Genomic DNA, 13,252 nt, shown 5'->3' on the forward strand with positions numbered 1-13,252 from the left:
GGCTGGCCGCTTCAGGCCGGCACCAGCCGGAAGATGCGGATCTCCCGGCCGCCGGCCCGCTCGACGTACGTGCGGTACGCCGGCCACGCGGCCACGAGAAGCTCCCACAGCCGGTCCCGTTCGGCGCCGGTGGCCGGTTCGGCCCGCACCGGGAACCGGCGACCCTTCACGTCCACCTCGGCGGCCGGGTCGGCGAGGAGGTTCAGCGCCCAACCGGGCTGGTGGGTCTGCCCCCAGTTGGAGCCGATCACCACGTACGCGTCGCCGTCGGGCACGTAGAGCAGGGGATTGCTGCGTGGCTTGCCGGAGCGGCGGCCGGTCGTGGTGATCACGAGGGACGGGAGCACACCGAGCGCGACCACCCGGCCCCGGGTGAGCCGGCCGACGATCCGGTCGGCGGGGACCAGTAGGCGGGCGGCGGCTCCGAACCAGCGGTGGTGGCCGAGCCGACGGGTGAGGGTTGCGATCGCTGACACGCCGGTCAGTCTGCCGGCCGTCGTGCCCCGGCGGCACCCCCGGGGCGGCGTTGACTCGTGATCGTCGCGACGATCGGTGGCCGCTCAGCGGCGCCGTGTGCGACGGCTCGACCGCCGTTGTGAAACAAGGCCCTAGTCCAGGCGACGTTCGATCGGCAGCCGGGCCCGCGTGAACAGTCCCGCGCCGAGCATCGCCACCACCGGCACCAGCACCAGGACGCCGAGCGTCGGCCACGGCACCAGGTACGGAAAGGGCTCCTGCACCGGCCAGGCCGTGGCGTACTCCCGGTTGGCCGAGAACAGCACGATCGCCGCGGTACCGAGTCCGGCCACGATGCCGAGCACCGAACCGAGACCGGCGATCACCCCGGCCTGACAGATCGCCAGCAGTCGGCGTACGGCAGGGGCCGCGCCGACCGCCGCGAGGGTGGACAGTTCGGCGCGGCCCTCGGCGGCGGCGAGCGCCGTGGCGATCCCGGCAGCGCCCACCGTGATCACGCCGGCCGCCGCGGCGAGCAGCAGTAGCAGCGGTGAGTTGTCGCGCGGGGCGGTGCTCTGGGCCACGTTGAGGGAGAACGTCCCGAAGGCCCGCAGGTCGGCGGTGAACCGCTCCTGCTGGCGCTGGTCGGGCGGCGCCGGGGTGGCGACCACCCAACCGATCTCGACAGGTTTCAGGGCGAGACGTCGAGTGGCGGACGGGGACAGCAGCAGGCGCGGCGAGCCGACCGCCGCAGGCAGCGCGTACCCGGGCAGCTCGATCGTGCTGGTGGTCGGCTCGTCGGACCCGCCCGCCGCCTCGTACACCTGCACCGTCACGTGGCCGTCGTGCAGGTAACGCGGGTCGGTCACCACCACGCCCCCGGAGCGCAGCACCGTCGCGGCATCGGCCGTGACGGTCGGGTCCGCGCCGGTGAGCAGCGGCAGCGCGCTGCCGTCGTCCACAAGCGCCTCCACGTAGTTCCCGTAGTAGTCCACATCGCGGCCCTGGCAGCGCGGATCGGCCCGGGCCTGCCGGCGCTGCGCCGCCGACAGGTCGTCGCCTGGCTGCCAGGGACAGACCCGGTCGGGCGGCAACTCTGGCGCCGCGTAGCAGTAGCCGCTCGGCCCCACGGCCGACGGGCAGTCGACCGTCCGCACCGGGGCGACCGCGGTGGCGCCGAGGTGTGCCCGCGCGGCGTCGTCGACCTGGGCCAGCGTGGGGCCGGGCTGCCGGGTCGACTGGCCCGGGGCGACCAGGACGTGGCCGGCGGGCAGCCCCGGCCGGTAGGAGCGGGCGTCGCGGGCCCCGTCGCTGGCCAGGAATCCGCCGAGCGCGACGCTGCTGGCCACCGCCGCCATGACGGCGCAGATGGCGGGGGTCGCGGCGGCCCGGTTGCGGCTGGCGTCACGCAGCGCGATCCGGGGCGCCAGCGGCAGGATCCGGCCGAGCCGGGCGAGTGCGCCGATCAACGTGGGTGTGCAACAGACCAGGCCCAGCTCGCCGAGGATCAGGCCGGTCAGGATCACCGCCGGCGACGTCCGGTTGGCCCCGAACGCCGCGAGCGCCGCCCCACCGACCACAAGCGTCAACCCGAGGGTCAGGGCGCGGGCCCGGGGCGGGGGCGGGGTCCGTCGCCCGGCGAGTCCGGCGAGGACGTCCTGGCGGGCGGCCGTCCAGGCCGGCGCCAGCGCGGCCAGCACCCCGGCCAGCACCGCGACCCCGCCGAGCACGACCAGGGCCAAGGGCCAGCAGCGGTACCCGCCGAAGCGCGCGCCGAAGACGTACTGCTCCACGAGTGGACGACCGGCGAACGCCGCGCCGACACCGGCCAGGAGGCCGACGGCGGCCCCGAGCACGCCCAGCACGACACCGTCGGCGAGCACGACCCGACGCAGTTGGGCGGGGTCCCCGCCGGCCACCGCGACAAGCGCCAGGTCCCGGCGTCGACGGCGGACCCCCACCGCGAACGCCGGCCCGACGAGCAGCACGACCTCCAGCAAACCCAGGCCGGCGATCAGCACCCCGGTGCTCAGGTCGCTGGGGTCGGCGTAGCCGAGTCGGGTCGGGGACGGCGCTGACGCGGGCAGCTGGCGGGGCGCGACCAGCACCCCGTGGTCGTTGAGCCGCGACATCATCGCCGCGTCGACGACGCCGGGCACGTCGACCAGCCAGCGGCTGTCCGTCTGTGGATCGGCCCGCCCGACGGCCGCCGGGTGCAGCGCCACCACCGGGCCGAGGTCGTCGGGGAACTCGACCACCCCGACCACCGTGTACGCCCTCGTCCCGTCGGCGGTGGCCACGGCCTCGCCCAGGCGTACGTCCAGGCGGCGCAGCGCTGCCGGGCTCACCGCGACCTCGCCGGGTTGCCGCGGCGCCCGCCCCGACCGGAACCGCACCAGGCTCCGGGCCAGCGGGTCGCTGAGGTCGAGAACCCGCCCCTGGAGGGTCTCGTCTCCTCCCGGCCCCCGCAGCATCACCGGGCTTGCGGCGCGGATCTCGGTGGCCCGGCTGCCGGGGCCGAGCAGAGTGCTCACCTCGTCGGCGGTGGCCGGGCGGCCGGCCGCCGACTGGCTGCCGTCCCGGGAATACCAGCTGTCGCCCCACTCGTCCTGGACGATCGGGGTCTCGGCGATCCACCGCAGCTCCGCGTCGGCGACGCCGAGGCGGCGGTCGACACGCTCCTGCGGGGTCAGCTCGGCCATGTCGTAGCTCGCGGCCAGGAAGGCCAGCACCAGCACCGGCAGGGCGATCATCGCGAGCACCAGCGCCGTACGCCTCGGCGCCCGGCGCGACTCCCGTCGGGCGATTCGCAGCGCCGCCCGCCAGGAACCGGCCAGTTCGGCGAACCGGCGCCGGCCGGGCGGGGTGGGCGGCGCATTCGGACGGTCCACCGGGGCGCCCAGGCGGCCGCGTGCCCGCAACGTCCGAAGGAGGGTCAACGGTCGCTTCCGGACAGCAGCTGCTCGACGCTGCCCAGCGGAGCCGTCGTGTCGACAAGCACCCCGTCGCGAAGGAACACCACCCGATCGGCCCAGCCCGCGTACCGCGCCTCGTGGGTGACGAGAATGCCGGCGGCCCCCGCGTCGACCCGGCGGCGCAGCAGGTGCAGCACGGCCTCGCCGGTCTGCGAGTCCAGCGCGCCGGTGGGTTCGTCGGCGAGCACCAGCCGCCGCTCGCCGACAAGCGCGCGGGCGATCGCCACCCGCTGCTGCTGACCACCGGAGAGCTGGTCCGGGAAGCGGTCGCCCAGCGCCGGCAGGCCCACCTCGGTCAGCGCGGCCAGTGCCGCCGCACGGGCCCGCCGGCCACCGACACCGTCGAGCTCCAGCGGGAGCGCCACGTTCTCCACCGCGCTCAGGCTGCCCAGCAGGTTGAGCTGCTGGAAGATGTAACCGATGCGGCGGCGGCGCAGCTGGGCAAGCCCGCGGCGATCCAGCGCCCCGAGCGGTTGGCCCTCGACCCGGACGTCACCGCGGGTCGGGCGGTCCAGCCCGCCGGCGAGGGCCAGCAGGGTCGACTTGCCCGAGCCGGACGGGCCCATCACGGCGACCAGCTCGCCCGGCCGGACGACCAGGCTGACACCGCGCAGCGCGTGCACCACCGCCGGACCGGCCCCGTGGGTGCGGTGGACGGCGCGCAGCTCCAGCACCGCGTCGTCCGGTCCGCTCACCGTCGCGCCTCCTCGTCGGCCCACCGCGCGACGTCGGAGGCCCCACCGGTGGGCGGCCGGGGCGGGGTCGGCATCGGCCCGTTGGGCTGATGCCGGACCAGACTGCTCTCGCAGTGGTCGAGCCACCGCACCTCGGCCTCGGCCTGGAACACCATCGAGTCCAGCACCAGCCGCCACGGCAGGTCCTCCGGGCGATCGCTGCCGTACTTCAACCGGGTCAACTCCTGCAACGTACGCATGGTCGCGCTGCGCTGTGCCTGCACCACCGAGCGGACGTCCACGCCGGGGGTGGTGAGCGCCAGGGCCAGTTTGATCGCCAGCTCGTCGCGGGGCCGGTCGGCCCGGCTGATCGGGGTGGCGAACCACAGCGCGAGGTCCGCCCGGCCGGCGTCGGTGATCTCGTACGGGCGCTGGCCGGCCTCGCTCTCCGGCAGCGGGCGCACCAGACCGTCCCGTTCCAGGCGGGACAGCGTGGTGTAGACCTGCCCGATGTTCAGCGGCCAGGTCGAGCCGGTCGACTCCTCGAATGCGGCGCGCAGCTGGTAGCCGTACATCTGGCCGCGCTCGAGGAGGGCGAGCAGCCCGTGACGGATGGACATGGCAACGGAGTATGCATACCTGGTATGCGCTCCGCAACCGCTGCTGAGCGGTTCAGCTCGGGCGGCCGGGAAATGCGACAGTCGGCGGTGTCACCCCGGCGGTCTTGCGCCACCGGGTGGCCCGCACGGCGTACTCGACAAGGGCGGCCAGCGCCTGGTCGCGATCGGGGCCGGTGGTGGATGCCAGCGCGGCCCGCCAGTGCGCCGCGGTGCGCTCCTCCACCTCGACGGCCAGCCGCAACGCGCTCGCCCGGTCGGTGACGGGAAACGGCAGCGCGTACCCGGCCCGGCCCGGCGGAACGGTGCCTCCCGTGGTGCTGAGCTGCACCACCAACGCGTCGCGCCGGCGTCGGTGCGCGGCCTCCGCCTGGTGTGCGGATTCGCGCGCCGCCCCGGTGAGTCGGACGCCGATGCGCCCGTAGGCGTAGATGGCCGCGTACTCGGCGGAGAGGACGGCGGCGAGCGCCTCCCCGGCGGTCGGCTGCCTCACTTGAGTGCCTCCTGATGGGTGGCCCGCGCGGCGGCGATCGACCCGAGCAGCGCCGCCCGCTCGGCGGGCGCGGCGGCGCAGGCGGCGGTGGCGGACCGCTGTGCGGTCTTTTCCCGCGCGCGCAGGGCGGCGAGCGCGCCGGCCGGCTCGGTCGCCGCGGTGGCGCTCGGGTCGGCGGCGGGTGCGGACGGGAGAGCGACGCCGATGACCCGGGCGAGTTCGGTGGCGTGCGCGGTGTGTGTCTCGGCGATGGGCCCGAGGCGTTCGGCCAGCTCCGGGTGGGCGGTGGCGTTCGTCCGGTACGCGGCTGCCAGGCCCAGCGCCTCGTCGAGCATCGGGCGCAGCGGGTCCGGCGGTGGCGCCGGCTCGACGTCGCGGTCGAAAAGATCACAGCCGGTCAGCGGCGCCGCCGCACCGCCGAGCGCCAGCAGCGCTCCGGTGCGTAGGAGCTTTCGCCGGGTATGCCCGGATACCTGGTCACGCGGTGTCGTTCTGCCGATCCCCACCGGGCAAGTGAACACCATCCGCGCCGGTCCGGGGGCCACCGCCGTCGGTGCGCCGCCCGGCCCGCCGACGGGCAGGCGCGTTACGCTCTGCGCAGCCACCGGCGCGTCCGCCCCGGTGGCGTGCCGGCATGGCGGGACGAGCGTCCCGGTCGACCAGGGAAAGGGTGCGCAGATGACGCAGCGTGGCCGTGCCACCAGGTCGACGGGTCGACCCCGCGACGGCGCGAGTTCCCGCGCTCCGCGCGACGGCGCCGGTCCGCGTGGCGGCGGCGGTGATCTCGCGGCACGGCGTACCCGGCTACGGGGCGTGATCGAGCCGGTGGTCAACGGCGTGGGCTACGACCTGGAGGACCTGTCGGTCTCCCGTGCCGGCCGCCGGCACGTGGTGCGGGTGATCGTGGACCGCGACGGCGGGATCGACCTGGACGCCGTCGCCGACGTCTCCCGCGCGGTCTCCAACGCCCTGGACGCCGCCGAGGAGACCGACGGCGACATTCTCGCCGGGGAATACCAGCTCGAGGTCAGCTCACCGGGTGTGGACCGGCCGCTCACCCTGCCCCGGCACTGGCGGCGCAACGTGGGCCGGTTGGTAAAGGTCACCGTCCGGGGCGCGGCCGCGCTGCCGGGCCAGCGCGGCGAGCAGCCCTCCGGGGACCGCCAGCTGACCGGCCGGGTGGTCGGGGCCGACGACGAGGGCGTCCGGCTGGAGACCGACGACGGTCAGACCCTGTGGACGTACGACCAACTGGGCCCGGGCCGGGTGCAGGTCGAGTTCACCCGCCTCGCCGAGCTGGGTGAGCCGGACGAGTTCGACGACGCGGACGACACCGACGAGCACGACGATTCAGACGACATCGACGACGAAGATGATGTGGAGGACGAGGAGAGGTGAACATCGACCTCGCGGCGCTGCGCGCACTCGAGCGCGAGCGGGAGATCCCGTTCGACACGATTCTCGCGGCGATCGAGACCGCGTTGCTGACCGCCTACCGGCACACCGACGGCGCCGAGCCGCACGCCCGGGTGGAGATCGACCGCAAGTCCGGCGCGGCCCTGGTGTACGCGCAGGAGATGGACGACGACGGTTCCCTGGTGCGCGAGTGGGACGACACGCCGCACGACTTCGGCCGGATCGCCGCCATGACCGCCAAGCAGGTGATCCTCCAGCGTCTGCGGGAGGCCACCGACGAGGTGCACTTCGGCGAGTACGTGGGCCGCGAGGGTGACCTGGTCACCGGCGTGGTGCAGGCGCACGAGACCCGTACCGAGAAGGGCATCGTCAGCGTCGACCTCGGCAAGCTGGAGGGCGTGCTGCCGCAGTCCGAGCAGGTGCCCGGCGAGCGGTACGCGCACGGCGAGCGGATCCGCTGCGTGGTGGTGCACGTGGCCAAGGGCATGCGCGGGCCGCAGATCACCCTGTCCCGGTCGCATCCGGCGCTGGTCAAGAAGCTGTTCGCGCTGGAGGTCCCGGAGATCGCCGACGGCACGGTGGAGATCGGCGCGATCGCCCGTGAGGCAGGTCACCGTACGAAGATCGCCGTCCGCTCCACCACTCCCGGCGTGAACGCCAAGGGCGCCTGCATCGGCCCGATGGGTCAGCGGGTGCGGGCCGTGATGAGCGAGCTGCACGGTGAAAAGATCGACATCATCGACTGGTCGGACGACCCGGGCACCTTCGTCGGCAACGCGTTGTCGCCGGCCAAGGCGCTGCGCGTCGAGGTGGTCGACCTGGCCGGTCGGGCCGCCCGGGTGACCGTCCCGGATTTCCAGCTCTCGCTCGCCATCGGGCGCGAGGGGCAGAATGCCCGGCTCGCTGCCCGGTTGACCGGTTGGCGGATCGACATCCGGTCCGACGCGGAGCAGACCGCACCGGCCGCGCGCGGCGCGGCAGAGCCTGTGCGGGAGCCGGGCGGAGCGATCTCGGGCAGCTAGGGGTAGACTTCCTCCAGTGGTACGACGCACAACGCCGGAACGCACCTGTGTGGGTTGCCGGCAACGTGCGCCGGCCAGCGAATTGCTGCGGGTCGTCGCGATCGGAGACGAGGCTGGTCACAGCCTCCGGCCTGATCCGCGCCGCAGGCTGCCGGGTCGGGGAGCGAACATGCACCCGGATCCGGCCTGCTTCGCGCTGGCGGTGCGGCGCCGAGCCTTCGGGCGAGCGTTGCGCATCACCGAGGTCCTCGACCACGGTGTGCTGGCAGAGCACGTCGATGCGCCAACCACTACGTCCGGTCATCCCGACCGGGCGAGGGTCGCTAGCAGGGTAGGACGACCGACATGAGCACACGATGAAGTCCCTGAAATGACCAGGCTTCAAGTGCACGAGTGAGGTCGCTGCGGGTGCTGCCCGCACGACCTCGGAGTGAGGAGTGCAGTGGCAGGCAAGGCCCGCGTACACGAGCTTGCAAAAGAGCTCGGGGTCGAGAGTAAGACCGTTCTCGCCAAGCTGAAGGAAATGGGCGAGTTCGTCAAGTCCGCGTCCAGCACCGTCGAGGCGCCCGTCGCCCGACGGCTGCGGAACGCATTCGTCGCGTCCTCCGGTGCTCCGGCGCCGGCCGCGCCGTCGGCGCCCGCGCCGATGGCGGCTTCGACGCCGACCCCGACACCAACCCCGACCCCGGGCGCCCCCCGGGTCTCGGCGAAGCCGATGCCGCCTCGGCGGCCGGCCGCGCCGGCACCCGGTCCGAAGCCCAAGGGTCCGGTGCCCGGTGCGCCGCAGTCGGCGGCCCCGGTCGCCAAGCCGGCGAGTGCCCACGACATCGAGGTGGCGGCCGCGGAGGCGCGTGCCGCCGCGCTGAAGGCTGAGCAGGAGGCCGCGGTCAAGGCCGCGCAGGCCGCCCGTCAGCAGCAGCGTGACAACCCCGTTCGCCGGGAGCCTCCGGCCGACGGCAACCGCCCCGGTCCTCGGCCGGGTCCGGCAGCGATGCCGCCCCGTCCCGGTTCGCCGGCCGCTCGGCCGAGCACGCCGGCGCCGGGTCCCGGTGCCCGACCGGGCGGTCGTCCGCCGGCGCGCGGCGCCGGTAACAACCCGTTCGGTATCCAGGGTGGCCAGCAGCAGCGGCCGCCGGCCGCGGGTGCGGGTGGCCCCCGGCCCAACAGCCCGGCGGGCATGCCGCCGCGGCCGAGCCCGAACTCCATGCCGCCGCGGCCCAGCCCGGCGTCCATGCCGAGTCAGCGTCCGGCTGCCGGTCGTCCCGGCCCGGGTGGCGCAGGCCGTCCCGGTGGTGGCGCAGGTCGTCCCGGTGGCGGTGGCGGCGGCTTCCGTGGTGGTCCCGGCGGCGGCGCCGGTGGTGGCGGCGGTTACCGCGGCGGCCCCGGTGGCGGCGCGGGTGCCGGCGGTGGCGGTGGCTACCGTGGCGGTCCCGGCGGCGGTGGCGGTGCTCCCGGTGGCGGTTTCCGTCCGGGTGCTCCCTCCGGTGGCGGCGGTCGTCCGGGTGCCGGTGGTCGTGGCCGTGGCGGTGGCGCCGCGGGTGCCTTCGGGCGTCCGGGTGGCCGGCCGACGCGTGGCCGCAAGTCCAAGAAGCAGCGCAGACAGGAGTTCGACAACCTGTCGGCTCCGACCATGAGCTCGGGTGCTCCCCGGGGTCAGGGTCAGGTCGTCCGGCTCTCCCGTGGCGCCTCGCTGTCGGACTTCGCCGACAAGATCAACGCCAACCCGGGTTCGCTGGTCCAGGAGATGTTCAACCTGGGCGAGATGGTCACCGCGACCCAGTCCTGCTCTGACGACACCCTGCAGCTGCTGGGTGAGCACCTCGGCTTCGAGGTGCAGATCGTCAGCCCGGAGGACGAGGACCGCGAGCTGCTCGCGCAGTTCAACATCGACCTCGACGCGGAGGTGGCCGCGGAGCGTCTGGTCAGTCGTGCGCCGGTCGTGACCGTCATGGGTCACGTCGACCACGGTAAGACCAAGCTGCTCGACGCCATTCGTAAGGCGAACGTCGTGGCTGGTGAGGCGGGTGGCATCACCCAGCACATCGGTGCCTACCAGGTGCACGTCCCGCACGAGGGCGAGGACCGCGCGGTCACGTTCATCGACACCCCGGGTCACGAGGCGTTCACCGCCATGCGTGCTCGTGGTGCCCAGGTGACGGACGTCGTGATCCTGGTCGTCGCGGCCGACGACGGCGTGATGCCGCAGACCATCGAGGCGTTGAACCACGCCAAGGCGGCTGACGTGCCGATCGTGGTCGCGGTCAACAAGGTCGACAAGCCGGAGGCCAACCCGGACAAGGTCCGCCAGCAGCTGACCGAGTACGGCCTGGTCGCCGAGGAGTACGGCGGCGACACCATGTTCGTCAACGTGGCCGCGAAGCCGGGCATCGGCATCGAGGAACTGCTCGAGGCTGTCCTGCTGACCGCCGACGCGTCGCTGGAGCTGACCGCTCCGATCGACGGGCCGGCGCAGGGTGTGGCCATCGAGGCGCACCTGGACAAGGGTCGCGGTGCGGTGGCGACGGTGCTGGTGCAGAAGGGCACCCTGCGGGCGGGCGACTCGATCGTCGCCGGTGGGGCGCACGGCCGGGTCCGGGCCATGCTCGACGAGAACGGCAACCAGCTCACCGAGGCTGGTCCGGCGCGTCCGGTCATGGTGCTGGGTCTGACCGCGCCGCCCGGCGCGGGCGACACGTTCCTCGCCGCGGCGGACGACCGTACGGTGCGGCAGATCGCCGAGCAGCGGCAGGCACGGCGGCGGGCGGCGTCCTTCGCCAACTCCCGCGGTCGGGCCACCCTCGAGACGCTCATGGAGCAGCTCAAGGAGGGCGAGAAGACCTCGCTCAACCTCATCCTCAAGGGCGATGTCTCCGGTTCGGTGGAGGCTCTGGAGGACGCGCTGTTCAACCTCGACATCCCCGAGGAAGTTCAGCTCAAGGTCCTCGACCGGGGCGTCGGCGCGATCACCGAGAGCAACGTCATGCTCGCGAGTGCGTCGTCGGAGCCGGTCACGATCATCGGCTTCAACGTGCGGGCCTCGAACAAGGTCCGCGAGATGGCCGACCGCGAGGGCGTGGAGATTCGGTACTACACGATCATCTACCAGGCCATCGAGGAGATCGAGGCAGCGCTCAAGGGCCTGCTCAAGCCGGAGTACGAGGAGGTCGAGCTGGGCAGCGCGGAGATCCGCGACGTCTTCCGCTCGTCCAAGATCGGCAACATCTCCGGTTGTATCGTCCGGTCGGGCATCATCCGACGCAACGCGAAGGCTCGGCTGCTGCGGGACGGGGCGGTCGTGGCGGACAACCTCACGATCACCTCGCTCAAGCGGTTCAAGGACGACGCCACCGAGGTCCGCGAGGGCTTCGAGTGTGGTCTGACCCTGGGTGGTTACAACAACGTCCAGGTCGGCGACGTCATCGAGACCTTCGAGATGCGGGAGAAGGCTCGCGCCTGATCCGGCAGTGACACGCTGATCAAGGGGTTTACGCCGACCGGCGTAAACCCCTTGATCATGCGAGGTGGGTTGGCGGTATCGTCCGGGGCGATGTTTACCGGAACCGCGGTCTTCGACCTGCTGCTGCCGGGTGACTCCCGGTCGCTCAAAGCCAAGAGATCATATGTACGGCCGATCGTGGCGGCGCTGCGCCGCTTCGAGGTTTCGGCCGCCGAGGTGGGTGCGCTCGACCTGCACGGTCGAGCGGAGCTGGCGGTGGCCGTGGTGGCCGCCGAGGCGGCGCACGTTCGTGAGGTGCTCGACTCCTGCGAGCACCTGGTGGCCGCGCGCCCCGAGGTCGAGTTGTTGTCGGTCCGGCGCCGGCTGTACGGCGGGAACGACGACTGACCCAGGGTGCCGGCGGTGCCGGGCGACCGGTGCCGCCGCGCAGGTAGTGTTCGAGATGTTGGCCGGTCGGCCGGCGGCCCCCGGGTCGCCGGGTCGGCCGGGAGCGGGACGCCGTGGAGGTGGCGAGATGTCTGATCCGGCCAAGGTACGCCGGCACGCGGAACGGGTGCGTGAGCTGGTCGCGTCGGTGGTGCGGAGCCAGATCAAGGACCCGCGGCTCGGCATGATCACCATCACCGACGCCCGGATCACCGCCGATCTGCGGGAAGCGACGGTCTTCTACACGGTGCTCGGCGACGCGGTGGCCCAGGCGGACACCGCGGCGGCTCTGGAGAGCGCCAAGGGCCTGCTGCGCAGCACTGTCGGCAAGGCCCTCGGGCTGCGGCACTCGCCGACGCTCGCCTTCGTCCTGGACGACGTGCAGGACCAGGTCAAGCACATCGACGATCTGCTCGCCGCCGCCCGCAACGCCGACGCCGAGGTGCAGCGGCTCGCCGCCCGAGCGGAGTACGCGGGCGAGGCGCAGCCGTACCGGGTCGACGAGGACGAGACCGACGACGACGAGACCGACGACGCCGATGTGGCCGCCGACGTCACGGAGAACCCCAGGGGTGGGGCAGCGCGGTGACGGCCGCCGCCGGTGCCCAACTCGCCGCGGCGGTCGACGCCGGCCCGGCCGAGGCGGACTGGGTCGCGGCGGAGGCGCTGATTCGCGCCCTCCCGTCGACCAGCCGGGTGCTGTTGATCTGTCACGTCAACCCGGACGGCGACGCGCTGGGCAGCATGCTCGGCTTCGCTCTGGGCCTGCGCCAGTTCGGCCTGCACCGGCTGCAAGCGACCTTTCCCGGGCCGCCGGAGGTGCCCGACCCGTTCCGCGGGCTGCCCGGCCTGGAGCTGCTGGTCCCGGCGAGCGCCGCCGACCCGGCTCCGGATCTGGTGATCTGCTTCGACGCGGCCAGCGAGTCGCGCCTCGGTGAACTGGCCGGTCGGTTGTCGGCGGCGCCTGCCGCCCTGGTGCTCGACCACCACGCCTCGAACCCGGGCTTCGGCACCGTCAACCTGGTCGACCCGCGGGCCGCCGCCACGTCGGTGGTGGCCGAGCGGTTGTTGGCGCGACTGGGCGTACCACTGGATCGGGCCATCGCCGAGTGCCTGTACGTGGCCCTGACCACGGACACCGGCTCGTTCCGGTTCGAGGCCACCACTCCGGCGGTGCACCAGCTGGCGGCCCGACTGCTGGCCACCGGCATCTCGCCCGGCGACATCTCCCGGCGGGTGTTCGACACCCGACCCTTCGGCGCGGTCCGCCTCTTCGGGGAGGTGCTCGGCCGTGCCCGGCTGGAGCCGGCCGCCGCCGACGGTCGAGGGCTGGTGTGGACCTTCGCCACCCTCGACGACCTGGCCCGCCACGACCAGCGCCCGTACGTGCTGGAGGCGCTCATCGACTCGGTACGCTGCACCGCTGAGGCGGACGTGAGCTGCGTGTTGAAGCAGACCGCCTCCGACGAGTGGGCCGTGTCGATGCGGAGCAAGGGCGCGGTGAACGTCAGCCTCGTGGCGGTGGCGCTGGGCGGGGGCGGCCACACGTTCGCGGCCGGGTTCACCGGCCGGGGGACGGCCGAGCAGGTCGTCGAGGCCATCCGCGGCGAGCTGGCCGGGGCGCTGCTCACCGGCGACGCCTGACCGCCTGCGGGCCGCCCGGCTTACCTGCGGCGCCGACCGGCGCGAAGTTCAGGGTCAGCTCCGGGGAGTGTC

Annotated in this window: 13 protein-coding genes; 7 read left to right on the forward strand and 6 right to left on the reverse strand. The window is 73.6% G+C overall.

Features of this window, described 5'->3' with window-relative positions:
• Positions 1 to 11 precede the first annotated feature (11 nt).
• The 6 genes from ACGFIE_RS14880 to ACGFIE_RS14905 form a co-directional block, all read right to left on the reverse strand.
• Positions 12 to 476 (reverse strand): nitroreductase/quinone reductase family protein, encoded by a 465-nt coding sequence (locus ACGFIE_RS14880; protein ID WP_393294704.1) that lies wholly within the window; start codon positions 474 to 476, stop codon positions 12 to 14.
• A 132-nt stretch (positions 477 to 608) separates the two neighbouring features.
• Positions 609 to 3,347 carry an FtsX-like permease family protein gene (locus ACGFIE_RS14885; protein WP_393294706.1) on the reverse strand — a complete coding sequence of 913 codons (2,739 nt, stop codon included), beginning with the start codon at positions 3,345 to 3,347 and terminating at the stop codon, positions 609 to 611.
• A 44-nt stretch (positions 3,348 to 3,391) separates the two neighbouring features.
• On the reverse strand, positions 3,392 to 4,126 hold the full coding sequence (locus ACGFIE_RS14890; protein ID WP_363688911.1) for an ABC transporter ATP-binding protein: 735 nt from the start codon (positions 4,124 to 4,126) through the stop codon (positions 3,392 to 3,394).
• On the reverse strand, positions 4,123 to 4,725 hold the full coding sequence (locus tag ACGFIE_RS14895; protein WP_363688913.1) for a PadR family transcriptional regulator: 603 nt from the start codon (positions 4,723 to 4,725) through the stop codon (positions 4,123 to 4,125). Before ACGFIE_RS14895 ends, ACGFIE_RS14890 begins: the two co-directional genes overlap by 4 nt.
• 52 nt (positions 4,726 to 4,777) lie before the next feature.
• The gene (locus ACGFIE_RS14900; RefSeq protein ID WP_363688915.1) at positions 4,778 to 5,215 is read right to left on the reverse strand and encodes a ferritin-like domain-containing protein; all 438 of its coding nucleotides are present in this window, start codon (positions 5,213 to 5,215) and stop codon (positions 4,778 to 4,780) included.
• The gene (locus tag ACGFIE_RS14905; protein ID WP_393295627.1) at positions 5,212 to 5,739 is read right to left on the reverse strand and encodes a hypothetical protein; all 528 of its coding nucleotides are present in this window, start codon (positions 5,737 to 5,739) and stop codon (positions 5,212 to 5,214) included. Before ACGFIE_RS14905 ends, ACGFIE_RS14900 begins: the two co-directional genes overlap by 4 nt.
• 154 nt (positions 5,740 to 5,893) lie before the next feature.
• Here ACGFIE_RS14905 and rimP point away from each other — a divergent pair, with 154 nt between their 5' ends.
• From rimP to ACGFIE_RS14940, 7 genes are all read left to right on the forward strand, one after another.
• Positions 5,894 to 6,613 (forward strand): ribosome maturation factor RimP, encoded by a 720-nt coding sequence (gene rimP / locus ACGFIE_RS14910; protein WP_393294709.1) that lies wholly within the window; start codon positions 5,894 to 5,896, stop codon positions 6,611 to 6,613.
• Complete coding sequence (gene nusA / locus ACGFIE_RS14915; RefSeq protein WP_393294711.1) at positions 6,610 to 7,653, forward strand: transcription termination factor NusA; 1,044 nt, start codon at positions 6,610 to 6,612, stop codon at positions 7,651 to 7,653. Before rimP ends, nusA begins: the two co-directional genes overlap by 4 nt.
• Positions 7,654 to 7,669: 16 nt before the next feature.
• Positions 7,670 to 8,002, forward strand: coding sequence for a YlxR family protein (locus ACGFIE_RS14920; protein WP_393294713.1), 333 nt, complete (start codon positions 7,670 to 7,672; stop codon positions 8,000 to 8,002).
• A gap of 93 nt (positions 8,003 to 8,095) precedes the next feature.
• Positions 8,096 to 11,110 carry a translation initiation factor IF-2 gene (infB, locus tag ACGFIE_RS14925; RefSeq protein ID WP_393294715.1) on the forward strand — a complete coding sequence of 1,005 codons (3,015 nt, stop codon included), beginning with the start codon at positions 8,096 to 8,098 and terminating at the stop codon, positions 11,108 to 11,110.
• Positions 11,111 to 11,200: 90 nt separating this feature from the next.
• Positions 11,201 to 11,497: a DUF503 domain-containing protein gene (locus ACGFIE_RS14930; RefSeq protein ID WP_393294717.1), complete on the forward strand. Its 297-nt coding sequence runs from the start codon at positions 11,201 to 11,203 to the stop codon at positions 11,495 to 11,497.
• Positions 11,498 to 11,624: 127 nt separating this feature from the next.
• The gene (rbfA, locus tag ACGFIE_RS14935; protein WP_393294719.1) at positions 11,625 to 12,125 is read left to right on the forward strand and encodes a 30S ribosome-binding factor RbfA; all 501 of its coding nucleotides are present in this window, start codon (positions 11,625 to 11,627) and stop codon (positions 12,123 to 12,125) included.
• On the forward strand, positions 12,122 to 13,180 hold the full coding sequence (locus ACGFIE_RS14940; RefSeq protein WP_393294721.1) for a bifunctional oligoribonuclease/PAP phosphatase NrnA: 1,059 nt from the start codon (positions 12,122 to 12,124) through the stop codon (positions 13,178 to 13,180). Before rbfA ends, ACGFIE_RS14940 begins: the two co-directional genes overlap by 4 nt.
• Positions 13,181 to 13,252 lie beyond the last annotated feature (72 nt).

The sequence above is a fragment of the Micromonospora sp. NPDC049275 genome (assembly GCF_043197115.1).
In the GTDB taxonomy this organism is placed as follows: domain Bacteria; phylum Actinomycetota; class Actinomycetes; order Mycobacteriales; family Micromonosporaceae; genus Micromonospora.

Coding starts and splice junctions, on each gene's coding strand:
- ACGFIE_RS14895 (WP_363688913.1), bottom strand. CDS start 4,725: ATGTCCATCCGTCACGGGCTGCTCGCCCTCCTCGAGCGCGGCCAGATG.
- ACGFIE_RS14905 (WP_393295627.1), bottom strand. CDS start 5,739: ATGGTGTTCACTTGCCCGGTGGGGATCGGCAGAACGACACCGCGTGAC.
- rimP (WP_393294709.1), top strand. CDS start 5,894: ATGACGCAGCGTGGCCGTGCCACCAGGTCGACGGGTCGACCCCGCGAC.
- ACGFIE_RS14930 (WP_393294717.1), top strand. CDS start 11,201: ATGTTTACCGGAACCGCGGTCTTCGACCTGCTGCTGCCGGGTGACTCC.
- rbfA (WP_393294719.1), top strand. CDS start 11,625: ATGTCTGATCCGGCCAAGGTACGCCGGCACGCGGAACGGGTGCGTGAG.